Origin of the sequence: Bacillus cereus (genome assembly GCF_025917685.1) — a bacterium.
Classification (GTDB): domain Bacteria; phylum Bacillota; class Bacilli; order Bacillales; family Bacillaceae_G; genus Bacillus_A; species Bacillus_A cereus_AT.
This window is the reverse complement of sequence record NZ_CP089518.1, coordinates 4,788,735-4,806,694: the sequence shown is the minus strand read 5'-3', so window position 1 is coordinate 4,806,694 and position 17,960 is coordinate 4,788,735. Positions and strand designations below refer to the sequence as shown.

Sequence of the window (17,960 nt, the reverse complement as noted above, 5' to 3'; positions counted from 1 at the left end):
GGGCAATACAAGTATGGATTTTTTAGCTAAGGTAATTGGGGATGTGAATAATGTCCTTTGGTCATATATCATTATTGCGATGTTAATTGGATTAGGACTTTACTTTTCGTTTCGTGTGAAATTTGTCCAAATTCGTTACTTCGGAGAAATGATTCGCCTACTTGGGGACGGGGCGAGTTCAAAGACAAGAAAAGCACAAAAAGAAAAAAGTGGTGTATCATCATTCCAAGCATTTTGTATGAGTACAGCTTCTCGTGTAGGGACTGGTAACTTAGCTGGTGTAGCTATTGCAATCTCAGCGGGTGGTCCAGGTGCTGTATTTTGGATGTGGTTAATCGCGGTAATTGGGGGTGCCTCTGCATTTGTAGAGAGCACATTAGCGCAAATTTATAAAGTAAAAGATGGGAATGCATTCCGTGGTGGCCCAGCGTATTATATGGAAAAAGGGTTGAAAAAACGCTGGCTAGGGGTTGTCTTCTCTGTTTTAATAACAGTGAGTTTCGGATTAATTTTCAATGCCGTGCAGTCAAACACAGTAGCGGCGGCTTTTGATGGAGCATTTAACACAGATGGTAAGTTTGTAGGTCTGTTTATGGCTGGTTTACTTGCAATCATTATTTTTGGTGGGGTTAAGCGAATTGCACGTGCGGTTGAAATGATTGTTCCAGTAATGGCAATTATATATGTAGCAGTTGCATTATTCGTTGTTGTAACAAACATTACGGCAATTCCATATGTATTTAAAGAAATTTTCTTACATGCTTTCGGAATTAAAGAAGTAGTAGGCGGGGGATTAGGAGCTGCGATTTTACTAGGGGTAAAACGTGGATTATTCTCAAATGAAGCTGGTATGGGTAGTGCGCCGAATGCAGCTGCGACTGCAAACGTAACGCACCCAGTTAAACAAGGTTTCATTCAAACTTTAGGGGTATTTACAGATACATTATTAATTTGTAGTTGTACAGCATTTATTATTTTATTATCAGATGTGCATAATGCAGCTGATCTAAATGGTATTCAATTAACGCAGCAGGCGTTAAGCCAACATATCGGCCCATGGGCTTCTATATTTGTAGCAGTGGCAATCTTCTTATTTGCATTCAGTTCATTAGTAGGTAACTACTACTATGGTGAAACAAATATTGAGTTCTTAAATGGAAGTAAAGTGCTATTAAATGCATACCGCATTGCTGTACTTGGTATGGTTATGTTAGGGTCTGTAGCAACAATTCAAATCGTTTGGGATTTAGCAGATTTATTCATGGGGATTATGGCTATTATTAACTTAGTGGCGATCGTATTCCTTTCTAAGTACGCTTTCGCGGCGTTATCAGATTATATTAAGCAAAAGAAACAAGGAAAAGATCCAGTCTTTTACGCAAATTCTATTCCAGGCTTGAAAAATACAGAGTGCTGGGAAGAGCAAGTAGCAGATAAAGAAAAAGCGGTATAATGAGGTGAGCATCAAGTGAAACTTGATGCTCATTTTTTATTGGTTCAGCTATTTGTGTGAAGTAAAACTCTCGCTCATTAAAGTTTCACTTTATAATGCAAAAGACGAACATTAATGAATGCTTTATAATAAAATGTATTTTTTTTAAGAAAAGTGCGGATATGAGTTGTGATTTATGTTAGAATGGAAAATGCCTTTGAAATAAGAGGTTTTATGATCTTTTCTATCCGATTAAAGCTTTCGGAGGAGAAATGGAAAGTTCGGATTATTTCTTATTTTGAGTGGTCAGACGTTCAACGTTAATGAAGAGTTAAATGGAGGATTTTATTAATGAAGTTTGTTATGTTTCTTGTAGGATTACTTGTTGTATTTGTACTCGGTTTTCTTATAAGTGCCGATCGAAAGAAGATTAAGTATAAACCAATCGCAATTATGCTTGTTATTCAGCTAGCGCTATCTTATTTCTTATTAAATACGCAAGTTGGTTATATTTTAGTAAAAGGAATTTCAGATGGATTTGGCGCGCTTCTTGGATATGCGGAAGCTGGAATCGTTTTCGTATTTGGTGGCCTTGTTAATAAAGGAGAGGTTTCATTCTTCTTAACAGCACTATTACCAATCGTATTCTTTGCCGTTTTAATCGGAATTTTGCAACACTTTAAAATTTTACCGATATTTATTCGCGCTATTGGTACTTTGTTAAGTAAAGTAAATGGTCTAGGAAAACTAGAATCATATAATGCAGTAGCAGCTGCCATTGTTGGGCAAGCAGAAGTATTTATTACAGTAAAAGATCAATTAAGTAAAATCCCAAAACACCGTTTATATACATTATGTGCATCTTCCATGTCGACAGTATCAATGTCAATCGTTGGTTCTTATATGAAAATGATCGAACCGAAATATGTAGTAACAGCACTTGTATTAAATTTATTTAGTGGTTTCATTATTATTCATATTATTAATCCGTACGATATTACGGAAGAAGAAGATACACTGAAGTTAGAAAATAAGAAAAAGCAGTCATTCTTTGAAATGTTAAGCGAATATATTATGCTTGGTTTCACGATTGCGATTACGGTAGCAGCAATGTTACTTGGGTTCGTAGCATTAATTACAGCAATCAATAGCTTGTTTGATTCAATGTTCGGTATTACATTCCAAGCTATTTTAGGTTATATTTTCTCTCCATTAGCATTCGTAATGGGCATCCCGCAATCAGAAATGGTAACAGCGGGACAAATCATGGCAACGAAATTAGTATCGAACGAATTTGTTGCGATGCTTGATCTAGGAAAAGTAGCTGGTGATTTATCAGCTCGTACAGTTGGTATTCTTTCGGTATTCCTTGTATCATTTGCAAACTTCTCATCTATCGGAATTATTGCAGGTGCAACGAAAGGGATCGATGAAAATCAATCAAACGTTGTTTCATCATTCGGATTACGACTTGTATACGGTGCGACATTAGTAAGTCTTTTATCAGCGATTATCGTTGGTGTTATGTTATAAAGAAGGATGGTCCTAGTTCATAGCTAGGGCTATTTTTTATGGTTAAATTACATAAAAAAACCAATTAATTAGGAATATATTAACATATAAAAATCTTTTAAAATTTATATTGCATTTCGCCTAGATAACGCTTACAATTTGATTTGTAGGTGGTATCAATTTCAGACTTTCAAGTATGGTAGGAGAGAAGAGGCTACCTTTTATAAATTGCAATTTATGTAAACGCTTACTGATTTTAGTTAACAGTTTAATAGTATTTAGGGGTTTTAAATTTTTTTAACAATAATGGTCAGACGTCATTCGTTATACGTTATACGACCGATAACTCGTGGGAGAAGTGGAGGATTCACACATGAAGATAGTAATGTTTCTAGTCGGTTTACTTGTAGTATTTGTACTAGGTTTCCTTATAAGTTCAGATCGTAAGAAAATTAAATATAAACCAATTGCACTTATGCTTGTAATTCAATTGGTACTTGCGTATTTCTTACTAAATACAAAGATCGGATTTGTATTAGTAAAAGGGATTGCAGATGGATTTGGCGCTATTTTAAAATTTGCGGAAGCTGGGGTTAATTTCGTATTTGGTGGTCTAGCAAACGATGGACAAGCACCATTCTTCTTAACAGTATTATTACCAATTATTTTCTTAGCGGTATTAATTGGGATCCTGCAACATATTAAAGTTTTACCGATTATCATTCGTGCAGTCGGTTTCTTATTAAGTAAAATTAACGGTTTAGGAAAATTAGAATCATATAATGCGGTAGCAGCTGCAATTGTTGGTCAAGGTGAAGTATTCATTACAGTAAAAGATCAACTAAGCAAATTACCGAGAAATCGTTTATACACACTTTGTGCATCTTCAATGTCAACGGTATCGATGTCAATCGTCGGTTCTTATATGAAAATGATTGATCCAAAATATGTAGTAACAGCACTTGTACTAAACTTATTCAGTGGATTCATTATCGTTCATATCATTAATCCATATGATGTGAAAGAAGAAGACGATATTTTAGAATTACAAGAAGATAAAAAGCAAACATTCTTTGAAATGTTAGGCGAATATATTATGCTTGGTTTCTCTATCGCTGTAACAGTAGCGGCCATGTTAATCGGTTTCGTAGCATTAATTACAGCAATTAACGGTGTATTCGATTCTATTTTCGGAATCACATTCCAAAGCATTTTAGGATATGTCTTCTCACCATTAGCATTCGTAATGGGTATTCCAACATCAGAGATGCTACAAGCAGGACAAATTATGGCAACAAAATTAGTAACGAACGAATTCGTTGCAATGCTTGATTTAGGTAAAGTAGCTGGTGATTTATCAGCTCGTACAGTAGGTATTTTATCCATCTTCCTTGTATCATTTGCGAACTTCTCATCTATCGGAATTATCGCAGGTGCAACGAAGAGTATCGACGGAAAACAAGCAAACGTTGTATCTTCATTCGGATTAAAACTTGTATACGGTGCAACGTTAGTAAGTATATTATCAGCGATTATCGTTGGGGTTATGCTTTAAATAAAATAATAAAGAAGTCGTTTATCTTTCACTTAGAGGATGAACGGCTTTTTTATTTTGGTATGATAAATAATACAGAGAGGGGGAATTAGGTTGAAAGAACAGGATATTTTAAAGGAACTTGATGAGGTTATAGATAACATTAATCGTTTAACTGGAGAAGATGCTAGGGCGTTTTTGAAATTCATACATGGATATTTAAGCATAGTAGAAGAAGGATTTGGCTAAGCTTATTAAGCTTAGAGAAGAACAAATTAAAAAATCACCTTAATTCATTCATTAAGGTGATTAAAAGTATTATTCAGCTGGAGGCGTAAATGTACGTTTCTCTAATTCAGCATCTAGCATAAATAGTGCGTTTGAATCGCTTGTAATACGTTTTAATTTTTGAATGATGCTATCGAATGAAGCTTCTTCTTCTACTTGCTCATCAACGAACCATTTTAAGAATGTAATTGTTGCGTGCTCACGCTCATCCCAAGCGATATCAGATAAGTTGTAAATACGCTTCGTTACTTCACGCTCGTGCTCAAGTGCAACTTCAAAAGCGTTCAGTACAGATTCATATTCGTTATTCGGATTATCAAAGCCAGTAATAATAGCGCGCTCGCCGCGGTCATTAATGTAGTTGTAAAGCTTCATTGCGTGGAAACGCTCTTCTTCAGCTTGTACAAGGAAAAAGTTAGCGAATCCATCATAGCTCTCAGCTGTACAGTAAGCAGCCATTGCCATATAAGCATGGGCAGAGTAAAATTCAAAGTTCATTTGATCGTTTAGTGCGTCGTGCAATTTTTTAGATAACATAAAATCCCCCTTATTATTGTGACAAGAATATTATATCATAATTGATAATATTCTCATTTAGATGTTTCGAACCTTTTCGAAAGCTTTGTGACGTGTGCTTCCATAATGTCTTGTAAATCTAAATCATATTTTTGTGAAAGAATAATAAGATTAGATAGTACATCACCAAGTTCTTCTTTTAGTTCTTGTTTTAACTCTTCTTCTGTTTTCGCGTCTTCATCAGGGCGATCACGGCCAATTTCAATAGCGCGAACAACTCGTGAAACTTCCCCAACTTCTTCAGTTAAGAAATTTAAGCGAATAAAGGCATTATACTGTGACCAGCTTCGTTTTTCGTAAAATTCCTCAACCCATCTTTGAAATGCAACGATATCCATTTCTTCCTCATCCCTTCAATATGTTGTACAATGTCAATTGTATCATAACAATATATAGTTTCGGGGTGTAGGAATGAGAAAGATTTGTGTGTTTGCAGGTTCCAATTTAGGGGAGAGAACAGAGTTCAAAGAGCAGGCGATTGAATTAGGGAAAATGTTTGTTGAGAACGACTATGAGCTCGTATACGGTGGTTCATGTGTTGGATTAATGGGAGAAGTAGCAAATGAAGTTCTTCGCTTAGGTGGACGTGTAACAGGTGTTATGCCACGCGGTCTATTCCGAGGAGAGATTGTGCATACAGGATTAACAGAACTAATTGAAGTAGAAACGATGCATGAGCGCAAGGCGAAAATGGCAGAGCTTGCGGATGCTTTCATTGCATTACCAGGTGGATATGGAACGTTTGAAGAGCTATTTGAAGTTGTCTGTTGGTCACAAATTGGTATACATAATAAGCCGGTTGGTTTATTGAACATAAAAGACTTTTACGGACCAATTTTGCAAATGGTTGAACGTGCAGCAGAAGAAGGCTTTATGAATCCATCGAATAAAGAGTTAATTGTTTCCGCTGAGACGGCAGATAAACTAATTCATGAAATCCAAAATTACGAACGTCCTGTCTTGGGGACGAAGTGGAAGCAATTATCATAGTACGTTTTTATAGCGATTTATAGAAACACATGTCTTTTTTATCGTAAAAAGACATGTGTTTTTAATTTAGTTAAATATATTAATGTTAGGATATGGTGTTTTTGGGAAAGGAGAAATAGATGGAGGAGTTTGTGTATTTACATCCTGTTTTTAAAAGTATTTTAGCAGCGTCTATTCTTGTTATGCTAATTGTTTTAAGGCAGAAGAAAGAGTTGATTAATGAATTTTCGCTTTGGTTTATTTCGGTTATATGTATTGGTGTTTCTGCGATAACACTTGTTATGCTAGGATTTATTGCTGATGAATATAGTTTAGGTGGCGATGTGCAGTCTTCTAATATGTTTATTGGGATTGTTTTGATCAGTGGTCTAAATTTCGTTATTTACTATAGACGGAAATAAAAAGGAAGGCATTCCATATTACTTTGGAATGCCTTTATCATTTTGATTACTTTGTTTTTTATACAGGTACCAGCCACCCCAGCCGCCACCAATCGCTACAACAACGAGGAACGCATAGTCTTTAACCTCGACACGTATATTGAAAATATTAGCTATGAGTAAGAGAATCCCAACTGTGATTAATGCAAAAAATGCTCTAATTAAGTAGTCTTTCAACTGAACCACTCCCGTCATTTAAGTAGTAAATGATGAATTTGGAAAAGCTTTTTGGATCTATTTTACTAAAGGGTGTTTCCTATATTTTAACATAAAAGAGATTGTAATATATTGATAAAAGTAGGAGAGAAGGGTGCTATTATTGTCGTGAATTGTCGGTAAATCGATATATTGGAAAAATCGCTGATAAATTTGACGGAATCGCCGATATAATTGGAAAATCGCTGATATATTTAATGGAATCGCCGATATAATTGAAAAATCGCTGATATAAATTTCATGTACTGATACGCACAACAGCTCCATAAAAAAGAAGCGACTCTAAACGAGCCGCTTCTGCTTTAACTTTATTATCTAGCTCCAGCGGCTAGAATCTCCGGTCATTTCGCTCTCTCGCTCGAAGCAAAAAGCGATTCAAGGTCGAGAGCTCCAATGTCCTGCGATTCTGAACGAGCCGCTTCCGCTTTTAATCTTATCCAGCTCCAGCGGCTAGAACAGTCGGTTGTTTCACTCCTTCATTCGAGGCAAAAAGCGCCTCGTAATCAGGAGTTCCAACACCCTCCTGTTCTGAACGAGCCGCCTTCGCTTTTAATCTATTATTGATTCAAGAACGCACGTAGCATCCAAGCGTGTTTTTCTAGTTCTGTGTAGATGCCTAGTAGTAGGTCAGATGTCATTTCGTCGTCAGATTCTTGAGCGATTTCCATACCTTTTTTCAGTTCGCCTAGCATCATTTCGTAGTCTTTCATGATTGCTTCGACCATCCCTTCTGCAGTTTCTCCGTAAGCTGCTTCTTGGATAGAAGATAGTTCTAAGTATTCTTTCATTGTTGCTACTGGTTTGCCGCCAATTGCTAAAATGCGTTCTGCAATTTCATCGATGTGAGTAGCTGATTCTGTGTAAAGCTCTTCAAATTTCTCATGTAATGTGAAGAATTGAGGCCCTTTTACGTACCAATGGAAGTTGTGTAGTTTTGTGAATAAAACGCTCCAGTTTGCTACTTGTTTGTTTAATGCTTCGATTACTTGTTTGTTCATTATGATCAATCTCCTTTTGAGTTATCATGTTATATCAATTACTAATTTATAATAATTATAATCTAGTAATTTGTATAAATCAACCCTTTTGCTGGAATTAATTTGAACAAATTATGAACTGTTGTAAATAAAAATCCCTATTACGTTGAAGTAATAGGGATTTTTATTGATATCTAGCTCCAGCGGCTAGAACGTTCGGTGGCTTCACTTTTTCCTGCGAGGCAAAGGGCGCCTCGCAGGAAAAAGGCGCCTCTACGTCAAAAGCTCCATCCTCCTCACATTCTGAACGAGCCACTTGCGCTTTTATTTACTACACAGCCTGCTGTTTTTCTGCTGAATCCTGTCCATCCCAGCACTCTGTATTCTGTAAGCCAGGGATAGAACTTGCAACGAAAACAGGATCTTTTCCTTCTTTCTTTTGCTTTATATAGTCTACTAATGCCGCGTAGGCAAACTTGCTAAGGAATGAGATGGCAATTAAGTTTGTAAATACCATTAGTCCCATAAAGAAATCCGCTAAACTCCAAACCGTTTGAAGGGCAGCGATAGATCCGAAGAAAACCATTCCGACAACTGCAACACGATAAATCAGTAACCATGTTTTGCTTTCTTTAATGAATGCGATATTTGTTTCACCATAATAGTAGTTTCCTAGTAAAGAACTGAAAGCGAATAGGAAAATAATAATCGCTAAGAAAGTACTTGCCCACGGCCCAATTTGTGAACTTAATGCTTGTTGTGTTAATTCAATACCTTCTAAATTCGATCCTTTGTAAAGTCCAGAACATAATACGATAAATGCTGTTGATGTACATACTAAGAATGTATCTACGAAAACACCTAATGCTTGAACAAGTCCTTGTTTTACAGGGTGAGATACATCTGATGTTGCTGCTGCATTAGGAGAGCTACCCATACCTGCTTCTGTCGCGAATAAACCGCGCTGAATTCCGAATTTGATTGCTGCTCCAATACCACCAGCGATAGCTTGGTCTAAACCAAATGCGCTGTTAAATATTTCTGTAAAAATGCTTGGTAACATATTGAAGTTGTTAATAACGACAAAAATAGCCACACCAATATAAACAATCGCCATTGGAGGAACAATCATTTCTGTAATACGTGAAATGCTCTTGATACCCCCAAAAATAATAACTGCAACTAATAAAGCTAATAGAGCTCCTACGATTGTTCGCTCTAGTCCAAAAGCATTTTCAAATGCTATTGTTACCGTGTTTGCTTGTACAGAATTGAAAATTAATCCGTACGCAACTGTAATAAGAAGTGAAAACCAAACACCCATCCAGCGTTTGTTTAATCCTTTTTCCATGTAATATGCTGGTCCACCACGGAATCTGCTTCCATCTTTTACTTTATAAATTTGCGCGAGAGTACATTCTACAAAACTAGTAGCTGCTCCAAGGATAGCGATAAACCACATCCAAAATATTGCGCCAGGTCCACCCATTGAAATGGCTAATGCTACACCAGCTAAGTTCCCGATACCAATACGTGCTGCTGCACTTAAGCAAAATGCTTGGAATGGAGAGATGCTATCTTTCTTTTTTTCTTTTCGATTAAATCCTTTACTAATTAAACTGACCATCTCACCGAAATGAGTAATTTGGACAAATTTTAATTTGAAAGAGAAATAAAGACCGAAGCCGATTAACATTGCAATAAGAATATATGACCATAAAATATTATTCGTTACCTCAAGGAATCTGCTAAAGATATCAACCATATAATACACTTCCTTTTTTTCGTAATAAGAAAATTATATGCAAAAAATATACCAGAATCAATTTTTCTAAAAAATTATGTTACTTAAAAGTATTTTATGTTATGATTATGTTACATCGTAATATTTTTAGAATTATTTACATTTTAAAAAACTAAATTTAAAGCGAAAAAGAGGGGATAATTTGAAAGAAGAATCTTTATTGAAAGTAAGTCTTAAGAGTTTGAAAATGAGAAGTAATTTATTTTTCATCATTACATCTTTAAGTATCTTTTTAGGAGCCACTTATTATTACAATAAAAGATTTCCAAATCACAGGTATCCTGAATGGTTAGAATTTCTAAAATTGATTGGATGAATAAAAGACAGAAAAACAGAAAATTCAAATAAAAATTGTTATGGAGGAGCTAAATATGAATATTAGAGAAAGTGAACTTCCGGGTATTGGTTACAAATTTCAAATCGTTACGAAAGGTAACGAAAAGATGGTGATTGTCATTCATGATGATGGGCGTAGAGAAATGTATCATTTTGATTCAGACCATGAAGAAAGCATCTCAAGTATTTCATTACGTGACTCAGAGGCAAGACAAATTGCAGCAATATTAGGTGGAATGGTATACAAGCCTAGAGCATTAGAAAATGTTGAAATGGTCTTTGAAGGTTTAGCGATTGAGTGGTTTAAAGTAGAGAATACAGCTCCAGCAATCGGAAAAACAATCGGTGATCTTGAAATAAGAAAAACATATAGCGTAACGATCATTGCAGTTATGAAAAAGAATATGAAAAAGCTATTTAATCCAGGACCAGAAACAGTAATTGAAGAAGGAGATATGCTTGTAGTTTCGGGTGAGAGAGAAGAAATTAAAAAAATTATTAATGAGTTACTTTCGAATAGGGGGACTGACTAGATGGATACTTTAATTTTTGAAGTTGGTACAGCTTTAGTTTTAGTAGCAATTGCGGCAGTAATCGCTGGAAAGTTTAAATTCTCAGTAATACCTTTTCTAATTGTTCTTGGCATGTTAGTGGGACCGCATGCGCCGACAATAGGTGTTATCGATCTCAAATTTATTGAAAGTGCAAGTGTAATTTCCTTCCTTGGAAGGATTGGAGTTCTGTTCCTTCTGTTCTATCTAGGCCTAGAGTTTTCGATGAAAAAACTAATTAAATCTGGACGTTCTATTGCGATTGGCGGAACGATTTATATTTTAATTAACTTTTCACTTGGATTATTATATGGATTTATAATGGGCTTCCCTTTACTTGAAATCTTAATTATTGCGGGTATTATTACGATTTCTTCTAGTGCCATCGTTGCTAAAGTGTTAGTGGATTTAAGAAGAACTGGTAATAATGAGACCGAATTAATATTAGGAATTATTATGTTTGAAGATATATTCCTTGCTGTATATTTATCAGTTGTTTCTGGTTTAGTTCTAGGGGATCATGCTTCCTTCTTAGGTGCTCTCACTTCGATTGGAATTGCTTTAGGATACATGCTTCTATTCTTTATTGTGGCTAGAAAGGCTACGCCGTTATTAAATAGATTGCTCAATATTAGTTCAGATGAAATTTTCATTATTGTAGTATTTGCTTCGTTGTTCTTTATCGCTGGTTTTTCAGAAACAATACACGTTGCCGAAGCAATTGGAGCACTTCTTTTAGGATTAGTTTTCTCTGAGACAGAGCATAGTGACAGAATTGAACATCTCGTTGTTCCATTTAGAGACTTTTTCGGAGCTATTTTCTTCTTCAGTTTCGGATTAAGTATTGATCCGTTTTCATTAGGCGGGGCGATATGGTTAACGTTAGGTGCTGTCCTTCTTACAATCATCGGAAACTTTGTAGCAGGAATGATTGCAGGAAGACAAGCTGGATTATCTCATAAGGCGTCAACAAATATTGGATTAACAATTGTTTCAAGAGGAGAATTCTCCATCATTATGGCTAATATCGGTATTGCTGGTGGTTTAATGTCAGTATTGAAACCATTCTCGGCACTATATGTGCTTATACTATCCATTTTAGGTCCACTTCTTACGAAAGAGTCAAAGAATGTATATAAATTTTTAAATAAAATCTTTAAGTGGGATACGAAGACTAGATAAATTTTAAAAAAATAAAAGTACAAGATATTTACTGCTTGTACTTTTATTTTTTGCAATGAAAACAGTAAAGAGAGGTAAATGATGTTAGGAGAGTTGATTCATTCAGTTTTAGTTTTTCTAGAAGGACTTGGTTATTGGGGAATTATGCTTGGATTAATGCTAGAGGTTATCCCAAGTGAAATCGTATTATCTTATGCAGGTTATTTAGTATCAACAGGAAGCATTACATTTTGGGGCGCTGTCGCGTTCGGTACAATTGGTGGTGTAATCGCACAACTATTCATTTATTGGATCGGTCGATACGGAGGAAGACCTGTTCTTGAGCGATATGGAAAATATATTTTGATTCAGAAGAAACATATTGATTATGCTGAAGCGTGGTTTAATCGTTACGGAACTGGTGTTATTTTTACAGCCCGTTTTATTCCTGTTGTGCGTCATGCTATTTCGATACCAGCGGGTATTGCGAAAATGTCACATGCTAAGTTTATTACGCTAACTACACTAGCTGTTATTCCATGGTCAATTGTATTTGTATATTTAGGATTTAAATTAGGATCAGAGTGGGAAAGTATTAATAAAGTAGCTGGGCCATATGTGAAATATTTTGCGCTTGCTGCTATTGTTTGTGCAATTGGTTACTTTGTATTAAAAAAAGTGATGAAAAAAAAGTGATTACGGAAAAGGAATCTATGTCGACATAGATTTCTTTTTTTATTGGCATTTTTCCAAGGGGAAAAGAGTATGTTTAATATTTTACAGATTGTGGCATACATATAGGAAAAGGGAATTTGGAAAGGGGATTATAGAAAAATGGAACTCCAGTTTCAAAATGTATATCAACAGGTGGAGAATTGGTATGTGTTGGATTCGGAGCTTCCTTGGGATGTCAAAAAGCTTAGAGATGATTTGTTTTCACTTATTGAAGTATGTAAAACGCCAGTTATTTTTTGTGATACATGTGATGCAAATCATGTACTTCTATCATTAGGAGAAGAAGAAGAAGAGTTTCTATTCCAAATAGGTGGTTTTTATCATAAAGAAAAACAATTAATTTTTGTTTGTATGTGGGAAGAGTATGAGCAAGTGCTTAAAACACTACTGCATGAATTTCGTCATGCGATGCAGCATAAGAGCGAAGTATTGTATGTTGGAAGTGAAGTGTACGAAGATAGATGGATTGAGAAAGATGCGAGAAAGTTCGCGGAGAGGAAGTTAGATGAATATAAAAATAGAAAGTTAATGTAAAGCATAGTGGAGAAATAGCGCTGTGCTTTCTTTGTTTCTTACTAAAAATAAGTAATTGACTTTTATAAAGTTTAGTTCTAAACTAATGGTATGAAACGAGCGAGGTGATGAAATGAAAACAGAAGATAGACTAGGTTTACTACTATGGTTTCGTTTATCACGTTTTTATAACAAAAGTATTCGTGAGACGAATCAGCATTTGAAAGAATGGAATGTATCTGCCGCTCAATTTGATGTGCTAGCTCAAGTTGGAGGACATGATCGTTTAACGCAGCAAGAGCTTGGAAATAAGTTATTTGTTACGAAGGGAAATATCACACAGCTTTTAAATAAAATGGAGCAGCTGGAGTGGATTCATCGTGAACAAGAAGGTACTACAAAATATATTTCGTTAACAGAAAAAGGAAAAGATTTATATGAAGAAATCGTTCCGCCTCAAGAGACATTCCAAGCGGAGCAGTTTCAAAATTTAAATGTAGAAGAACAAAATCAATTATTACAATTACTAAAAAAATTACAGTGAGAAAAAATTTTAAAATAAATCTCGAATTCGAGATAATATGAGGTGAAGGATATGTTTAGAAAAGTTGATCATAAAAATATGGGAAGAGCAAATCACGGCTGGCTAAATACACATTTTCATTTTTCTTTTGCAAATTACTATAACCCAGATAACATGAACTTTGGAGCACTGCGTGTAATTAACGATGATCTAGTAGCGGCACAAACTGGTTTTGATATGCATCCGCATCGTGATATGGAGATTATCTCTTACGTTATAGATGGTGAATTAACACATGAAGATAGTATGGGGAACCGAGGGACAATTGAGCGTGGGCATGTTCAATATATGAGTGCAGGTACTGGTGTATTTCACAGTGAGCATAACTTAGGAAGTGAAACATTACGTTTATTGCAAATTTGGATTTTACCGGACCGTGATGGTCATAAACCGAACTATGGTGAGTTTAAATTTGATTGGAGTAAACGTGAAAATGAGTGGTTCCATATGGTATCTCCTTCTGATGGAGATGCACCAATTCATATTCACCAAGATGCAAATTTATATTCTTTATCATTAGAGGCTGGTAAAGAAATTCATTTTCCTGTTCAAGAAGGACGTCAATTATACCTTGTACAAATTGAAGGTAGTGGCGTTGTGAATGGTGAAACACTCGTAACGCGTGATGCAGCGGAGGCTGTAGAAGAGGATGTTCACATTCAAGCAAAAGAGAAATCTCACTATTTAGCAATTGAAATGAAAATACAATAAAGTGAAACTTTAATCAGTGGAGAGGTATTCATCCCACACCAATCGGGCTTTTACGGGCAGTTAATGCGGGATAAAATAAGATTTTAATTTGTGGTGATTTTTCAGTATATGAATAACGGGATGAAAAGTTAGAGGAAAGAGGACATCGAAAAAAGATGTCCTCTTTTTTATACGTTGAATTATCAGAAAAAACTTTCTCAATTTTTGGAAACAGGTATTAGGAGGAATATTCAGAAATCTATAAAGGTGTCAAAAACTTTTAGGGGAATGGGGAGTGTTAGATTGAAAAAGCAAGTAGTTTCATCAGCATTAGCGTTATCCGTTGTTATTGGGGGATTTGGGGCATTTGGAGCAACAAAAACACAAGCGGAAGAGCAAAAAATCCAGTATCACCAAGAGTTTAAAACGCCAGCTTACATAGGTGAAGAATGGAAAGCACCGGAAGGACTAGATAAAAAAGAGACGGTCTTTCAATATTTAGAGAGCAAAAAAGATATGTTTAAACTAGCGGGAAACATTGACAAACATTTCAATGTCGTTGGGGAAGAAAAAGATGCTGAATCTGGTACGACACATGTGAAGTTAGTTGAGAAACATAATAACATTCCTGTGTATGGTTCAGACCAAACGGTTACGCTAGATAAAGAGAATAATGTAAAGGCATTCTTCGGGCAAGTTATTCCTAATTTAGAGGGTAAAAATATTCCTGCATCTGCAAGTATTAGTGCGGAACAAGCAGAAACGATTGCCAAAGCTAATATTGAGAAAGAGATTGGTAAAGTAAAGAATTATGATGGTGTGAAAAAAGATTTATATGTGTATGAAAAAGATGGTCAATACTATCTTGCATATCTTGTAAAAGCATCGGTTTCAAAACCAGCTCCAGGATATTGGCATTACTTTGTTGATGCAACAAATGGAAATGTTATTGAGAAATATAATGCGGTAGATAACATTACTGGATTTGGTTACGGAGTATTAGGCGCTAGACAATCATTTGAAATTGCTCAAGATAAGAAAACAGGAGCGTTCAACTTATTTGATGGTACACGAGGACAAGGTGTCCATACATTTGATGCAGAGAATATGGATGAAAACTGGTTTAATTTATTCTCACAAATTCTTGGATATACAGGAGAAGAAATTGCAAGTAAATCTAAGTTCTTCGAAGATAAAGCGGCAGTTGATGCGCATGTGAATGCAGGTAAAGTATATGATTACTACAAAAAGACATTTAACCGTAACTCTTTCGATGATAAAGGTGCGAAACTTATTTCTACTGTTCACGTAGGTGAATCTTGGAATAACGCAGCTTGGAACGGTGTTCAGATGATGTATGGTGATGGCGATGGCAAGACATTCATTCCATTATCTGCTGGACTTGATGTTATCGGTCACGAATTAACGCATGCTGTAACTGAGCATACAGCAAACCTTGTATATAAAAATGAATCAGGTGCGTTAAATGAATCGTTATCTGACATTATGGGTGTCATGGTTGAGAAGAAGAGCTGGGACTTAGGTGCTGATATTTATACACCTGATAAGCCTGGTGATGCACTTCGTTCTCTGAAAGATCCAGCATCTATTCCAAATCCATTAAAACCTGGTGAAGGTTACCCAGATCATTACAATAAACGTTATACTGGAACAGCTGATAATGGCGGCGTTCATATTAACAGTAGTATTAATAATAAGGCAGCGTATTTAGTATCTGATGGCGGCACTCATTACGGTGTGAAAGTAACTGGAGTGGGCCGTGAAGCAACAGAAAAAATTTATTACCGTGCTCTTACTAAATATTTAACTGCAAACTCTGACTTTAAAATGATGCGTCAAGCAGCACTTCAATCAGCAGAAGATTTATACGGTAAAAACTCTAAAGCTGTACAAGCTGTAACAAAAGCTTATGACGCTGTAGGAGTAAAATAATAAGAAAAAAAAGACCTGACTGGATTGTCAGGTCTTTTCCTTATTTAATCACGAACACCTAATGCGATTTTTGCCATTCGTGACATACGTTCTTTTGTCCACGGTGGATTCCATACAACATTTACTTCTATTTCATTTACTTCAGGTATGTTCGTTGATAATACTTTCTTAACGTCGGATACGATTTGGCCAGCCATTGGACAACCGATAGAAGTCATCGTCATTGTAATGACAGCATTATTATTTTCATCCGCTGTAACGTCATAAACTAATCCGAGATTGATAATATCAACACCTAATTCAGGGTCAATAACAGCTTCTAAGTTGGCATATAACTTTTCTTCAAATGCTTGTTGTGACATGTGTAGCACCCCCTAAATATTAATGATATCGGTTCTCATTATAACGGATATGCGGGATAAGTGCAGGAAATGAGCTCAAAAAAATATTCCTCCCTGAGAAACAAAAATTATAGCGGATAATGGAAAAGGGCAGATGAGTACAAGTGAATGTTATTAAAATGTATACATTTACATATCAAAAATTCTTAAATAAAAATAAGAAATCCTATTGTAATTTGAAATAACATCATGTATACTTCTAATTAGTTGATAACGATTATCAATATCAACTAAAACATTACTCTTCGTTATGTTGGTCATACCCCTTTTTGACGACGTAAGTCAGAGACAAAATGTTGAAATATCTTGTGTCCTATTCTACAGAATTATGGTAATCTCCAACCTCAACTTATATGCGTAAGCATGCAAAAAAGGATCCTATCCGTTAAGGGATCCTTTTTTGCATGTTGTCGCAATTAATGTATATAGACCGGGTATACGTTCTTCAATTCCTTCAGGTGCAGTAGAGGGGAAGACCCACCTTTGATGAGATCCGTGTTCTTCAACTAGTTTTTCAATTTTAAAATTCTCTTCCGCGAGCGTTGTAATAATTTCTCCTAACGTCCAGCGACGGATGGTTGTTTTCGGTAAAGCCTCTTTCTGAGTTTCTGTAAGAAGAGTGCTGTAAGCAACATCATCTTCAATCAGTTCTTTATCGAAATAATTTCCATTTGCTCGAAATGATGGATGATCTACTCCTAATAATTTTGTATAAACGGGATGATAGTCACGCAGTATAAATGTCCCATCTTGTTTTAGTAAGTGAGAGATTATATGAAAGAGTGGCTTTAAGTCTAAGAAGTAATGGAGTACGCCAAGTTCCAGTAATACGATATCAAATGATTGGGATAGATTTAAATCTAGTACATCGGAAACGATATAATGAATAGAGACGTCAGCCGCTTCGGCTAGTTCGGTTGCGTATTTTTTATTGCTTGCTGAAATATCAACAACTGTTACATCGGCTCCTAAAAGAGCAAGAGCAACTGCTTTGTTGCCTTTTGATCCGAGCAAATTAATAATACGCTTTCCTTTTGGAGATTGTATGTAAGGTAAATAGTAGGAGACTTCATGAACAGGATCTTGTATGATTTTTTTTGCATATTCTGTCGGTGTGCCGTGACGATTCGTCCAAGCTTCATAAGCAGCTGTATTCCAGCTTTTTTCATTAATCGTGCTTAGTTGTTTTTGATTCAATTTTATCACTCCTTTTACGGACTTATACTTATTCGGCGGGAGGATGAGATTTCCTGTTCTTTTTGAATTGA

General features: G+C 35.6%; 20 protein-coding genes. 13 read left to right on the top strand and 7 right to left on the bottom strand.

The genetic code is table 11. The features are described from left to right. The first annotated feature begins 13 nt into the window (after window positions 1–13). The 4 genes from LUS72_RS25180 to LUS72_RS25165 all read left to right on the top strand — a co-directional run bounded on the left by LUS72_RS25180 (window position 14) and on the right by LUS72_RS25165 (window position 4,727). Window positions 14–1,453, top strand: a complete 1,440-nt coding sequence (locus tag LUS72_RS25180; protein WP_097832136.1) for an alanine/glycine:cation symporter family protein — start codon at window positions 14–16, stop codon at window positions 1,451–1,453. Between the two features lie 330 nt (window positions 1,454–1,783). After that, the gene (locus LUS72_RS25175; RefSeq protein WP_097832137.1) at window positions 1,784–2,965 is read left to right on the top strand and encodes a NupC/NupG family nucleoside CNT transporter; all 1,182 of its coding nucleotides are present in this window, start codon (window positions 1,784–1,786) and stop codon (window positions 2,963–2,965) included. 352 nt (window positions 2,966–3,317) lie between these two features. Beyond that, entirely contained in the window at window positions 3,318–4,499 is a 1,182-nt protein-coding gene (locus LUS72_RS25170) for a NupC/NupG family nucleoside CNT transporter (RefSeq protein ID WP_097832138.1), read from the top strand. 93 nt (window positions 4,500–4,592) lie between these two features. Further along, complete coding sequence (locus LUS72_RS25165; protein ID WP_255290739.1) at window positions 4,593–4,727, top strand: hypothetical protein; 135 nt, start codon at window positions 4,593–4,595, stop codon at window positions 4,725–4,727. Window positions 4,728–4,796: 69 nt separating this feature from the next. Here LUS72_RS25165 and LUS72_RS25160 read toward each other — a convergent pair whose 3' ends face one another. Continuing rightward, window positions 4,797–5,303: a ferritin gene (locus LUS72_RS25160; RefSeq protein WP_000949392.1), complete on the bottom strand. Its 507-nt coding sequence runs from the start codon at window positions 5,301–5,303 to the stop codon at window positions 4,797–4,799. Window positions 5,304–5,356: 53 nt separating this feature from the next. Next, window positions 5,357–5,680, bottom strand: coding sequence for a MazG nucleotide pyrophosphohydrolase domain-containing protein (locus LUS72_RS25155; protein WP_001990794.1), 324 nt, complete (start codon window positions 5,678–5,680; stop codon window positions 5,357–5,359). An 88-nt stretch (window positions 5,681–5,768) separates the two neighbouring features. Between LUS72_RS25155 and LUS72_RS25150 the strand changes: the two genes are divergently transcribed. Continuing rightward, window positions 5,769–6,332 (top strand): LOG family protein, encoded by a 564-nt coding sequence (locus LUS72_RS25150; protein ID WP_170961064.1) that lies wholly within the window; start codon window positions 5,769–5,771, stop codon window positions 6,330–6,332. Window positions 6,333–6,451: 119 nt separating this feature from the next. Continuing rightward, complete coding sequence (locus LUS72_RS25145; RefSeq protein ID WP_097832140.1) at window positions 6,452–6,733, top strand: hypothetical protein; 282 nt, start codon at window positions 6,452–6,454, stop codon at window positions 6,731–6,733. Between the two features lie 18 nt (window positions 6,734–6,751). On the opposite strand, the gene LUS72_RS25140 is transcribed toward LUS72_RS25145, so the two are convergent. The 3 genes from LUS72_RS25140 to LUS72_RS25130 form a co-directional block, all read right to left on the bottom strand. Further along, entirely contained in the window at window positions 6,752–6,949 is a 198-nt protein-coding gene (locus LUS72_RS25140; protein ID WP_000656312.1) for a hypothetical protein, read from the bottom strand. A gap of 596 nt (window positions 6,950–7,545) precedes the next feature. Further along, window positions 7,546–7,986 carry a Dps family protein gene (locus LUS72_RS25135; protein ID WP_097832142.1) on the bottom strand — a complete coding sequence of 147 codons (441 nt, stop codon included), beginning with the start codon at window positions 7,984–7,986 and terminating at the stop codon, window positions 7,546–7,548. Between the two features lie 310 nt (window positions 7,987–8,296). Continuing rightward, window positions 8,297–9,730 carry an alanine/glycine:cation symporter family protein gene (locus LUS72_RS25130; RefSeq protein WP_097832143.1) on the bottom strand — a complete coding sequence of 478 codons (1,434 nt, stop codon included), beginning with the start codon at window positions 9,728–9,730 and terminating at the stop codon, window positions 8,297–8,299. Between the two features lie 410 nt (window positions 9,731–10,140). Here LUS72_RS25130 and LUS72_RS25125 point away from each other — a divergent pair, with 410 nt between their 5' ends. The 7 genes from LUS72_RS25125 (at window position 10,141) to LUS72_RS25095 (ending at window position 16,291) form a co-directional block, all read left to right on the top strand. Then, a complete protein-coding gene (locus LUS72_RS25125; protein ID WP_001026076.1) occupies window positions 10,141–10,638 on the top strand; it encodes a cation:proton antiporter regulatory subunit in 498 nt (165 codons plus the stop codon). Further along, entirely contained in the window at window positions 10,639–11,838 is a 1,200-nt protein-coding gene (locus LUS72_RS25120) for a cation:proton antiporter (protein ID WP_002129832.1), read from the top strand. A gap of 81 nt (window positions 11,839–11,919) precedes the next feature. Next, complete coding sequence (locus tag LUS72_RS25115) at window positions 11,920–12,513, top strand: undecaprenyl phosphate transporter UptA (protein ID WP_141533580.1); 594 nt, start codon at window positions 11,920–11,922, stop codon at window positions 12,511–12,513. Between the two features lie 138 nt (window positions 12,514–12,651). Then, a complete protein-coding gene (locus tag LUS72_RS25110; RefSeq protein WP_097832146.1) occupies window positions 12,652–13,086 on the top strand; it encodes a DUF3920 family protein in 435 nt (144 codons plus the stop codon). 112 nt (window positions 13,087–13,198) lie between these two features. Beyond that, window positions 13,199–13,609 (top strand): MarR family winged helix-turn-helix transcriptional regulator, encoded by a 411-nt coding sequence (locus tag LUS72_RS25105; protein WP_097832147.1) that lies wholly within the window; start codon window positions 13,199–13,201, stop codon window positions 13,607–13,609. 51 nt (window positions 13,610–13,660) lie between these two features. Continuing rightward, complete coding sequence (locus tag LUS72_RS25100) at window positions 13,661–14,359, top strand: pirin family protein (protein ID WP_097832148.1); 699 nt, start codon at window positions 13,661–13,663, stop codon at window positions 14,357–14,359. A 282-nt stretch (window positions 14,360–14,641) separates the two neighbouring features. Beyond that, a complete protein-coding gene (locus LUS72_RS25095) occupies window positions 14,642–16,291 on the top strand; it encodes a M4 family metallopeptidase (RefSeq protein ID WP_141533581.1) in 1,650 nt (549 codons plus the stop codon). 44 nt (window positions 16,292–16,335) lie between these two features. Here LUS72_RS25095 and LUS72_RS25090 read toward each other — a convergent pair whose 3' ends face one another. Together LUS72_RS25090 and LUS72_RS25085 are read right to left on the bottom strand one after the other, a co-directional pair. Beyond that, window positions 16,336–16,653 carry a metal-sulfur cluster assembly factor gene (locus tag LUS72_RS25090; RefSeq protein ID WP_097832149.1) on the bottom strand — a complete coding sequence of 106 codons (318 nt, stop codon included), beginning with the start codon at window positions 16,651–16,653 and terminating at the stop codon, window positions 16,336–16,338. Window positions 16,654–17,070: 417 nt separating this feature from the next. After that, window positions 17,071–17,889 (bottom strand): class I SAM-dependent methyltransferase, encoded by an 819-nt coding sequence (locus LUS72_RS25085; protein ID WP_097832150.1) that lies wholly within the window; start codon window positions 17,887–17,889, stop codon window positions 17,071–17,073. Between the last annotated feature and the right edge of the window lie 71 nt (window positions 17,890–17,960).

Bases quoted from the DNA above. Each gene is read 5' to 3' on its own strand.
- LUS72_RS25180 (WP_097832136.1), top strand. From the start codon at position 14: ATGGATTTTTTAGCTAAGGTAATTGGGGATGTGAATAATGTCCTTTGG.
- LUS72_RS25175 (WP_097832137.1), top strand. From the start codon at position 1,784: ATGAAGTTTGTTATGTTTCTTGTAGGATTACTTGTTGTATTTGTACTC.
- LUS72_RS25170 (WP_097832138.1), top strand. From the start codon at position 3,318: ATGAAGATAGTAATGTTTCTAGTCGGTTTACTTGTAGTATTTGTACTA.
- LUS72_RS25160 (WP_000949392.1), bottom strand. From the start codon at position 5,303: ATGTTATCTAAAAAATTGCACGACGCACTAAACGATCAAATGAACTTT.
- LUS72_RS25155 (WP_001990794.1), bottom strand. From the start codon at position 5,680: ATGGATATCGTTGCATTTCAAAGATGGGTTGAGGAATTTTACGAAAAA.
- LUS72_RS25145 (WP_097832140.1), top strand. From the start codon at position 6,452: ATGGAGGAGTTTGTGTATTTACATCCTGTTTTTAAAAGTATTTTAGCA.
- LUS72_RS25135 (WP_097832142.1), bottom strand. From the start codon at position 7,986: ATGAACAAACAAGTAATCGAAGCATTAAACAAACAAGTAGCAAACTGG.
- LUS72_RS25130 (WP_097832143.1), bottom strand. From the start codon at position 9,730: ATGGTTGATATCTTTAGCAGATTCCTTGAGGTAACGAATAATATTTTA.
- LUS72_RS25125 (WP_001026076.1), top strand. From the start codon at position 10,141: ATGAATATTAGAGAAAGTGAACTTCCGGGTATTGGTTACAAATTTCAA.
- LUS72_RS25120 (WP_002129832.1), top strand. From the start codon at position 10,639: ATGGATACTTTAATTTTTGAAGTTGGTACAGCTTTAGTTTTAGTAGCA.
- LUS72_RS25115 (WP_141533580.1), top strand. From the start codon at position 11,920: ATGTTAGGAGAGTTGATTCATTCAGTTTTAGTTTTTCTAGAAGGACTT.
- LUS72_RS25110 (WP_097832146.1), top strand. From the start codon at position 12,652: ATGGAACTCCAGTTTCAAAATGTATATCAACAGGTGGAGAATTGGTAT.
- LUS72_RS25105 (WP_097832147.1), top strand. From the start codon at position 13,199: ATGAAAACAGAAGATAGACTAGGTTTACTACTATGGTTTCGTTTATCA.
- LUS72_RS25100 (WP_097832148.1), top strand. From the start codon at position 13,661: ATGTTTAGAAAAGTTGATCATAAAAATATGGGAAGAGCAAATCACGGC.
- LUS72_RS25090 (WP_097832149.1), bottom strand. From the start codon at position 16,653: ATGTCACAACAAGCATTTGAAGAAAAGTTATATGCCAACTTAGAAGCT.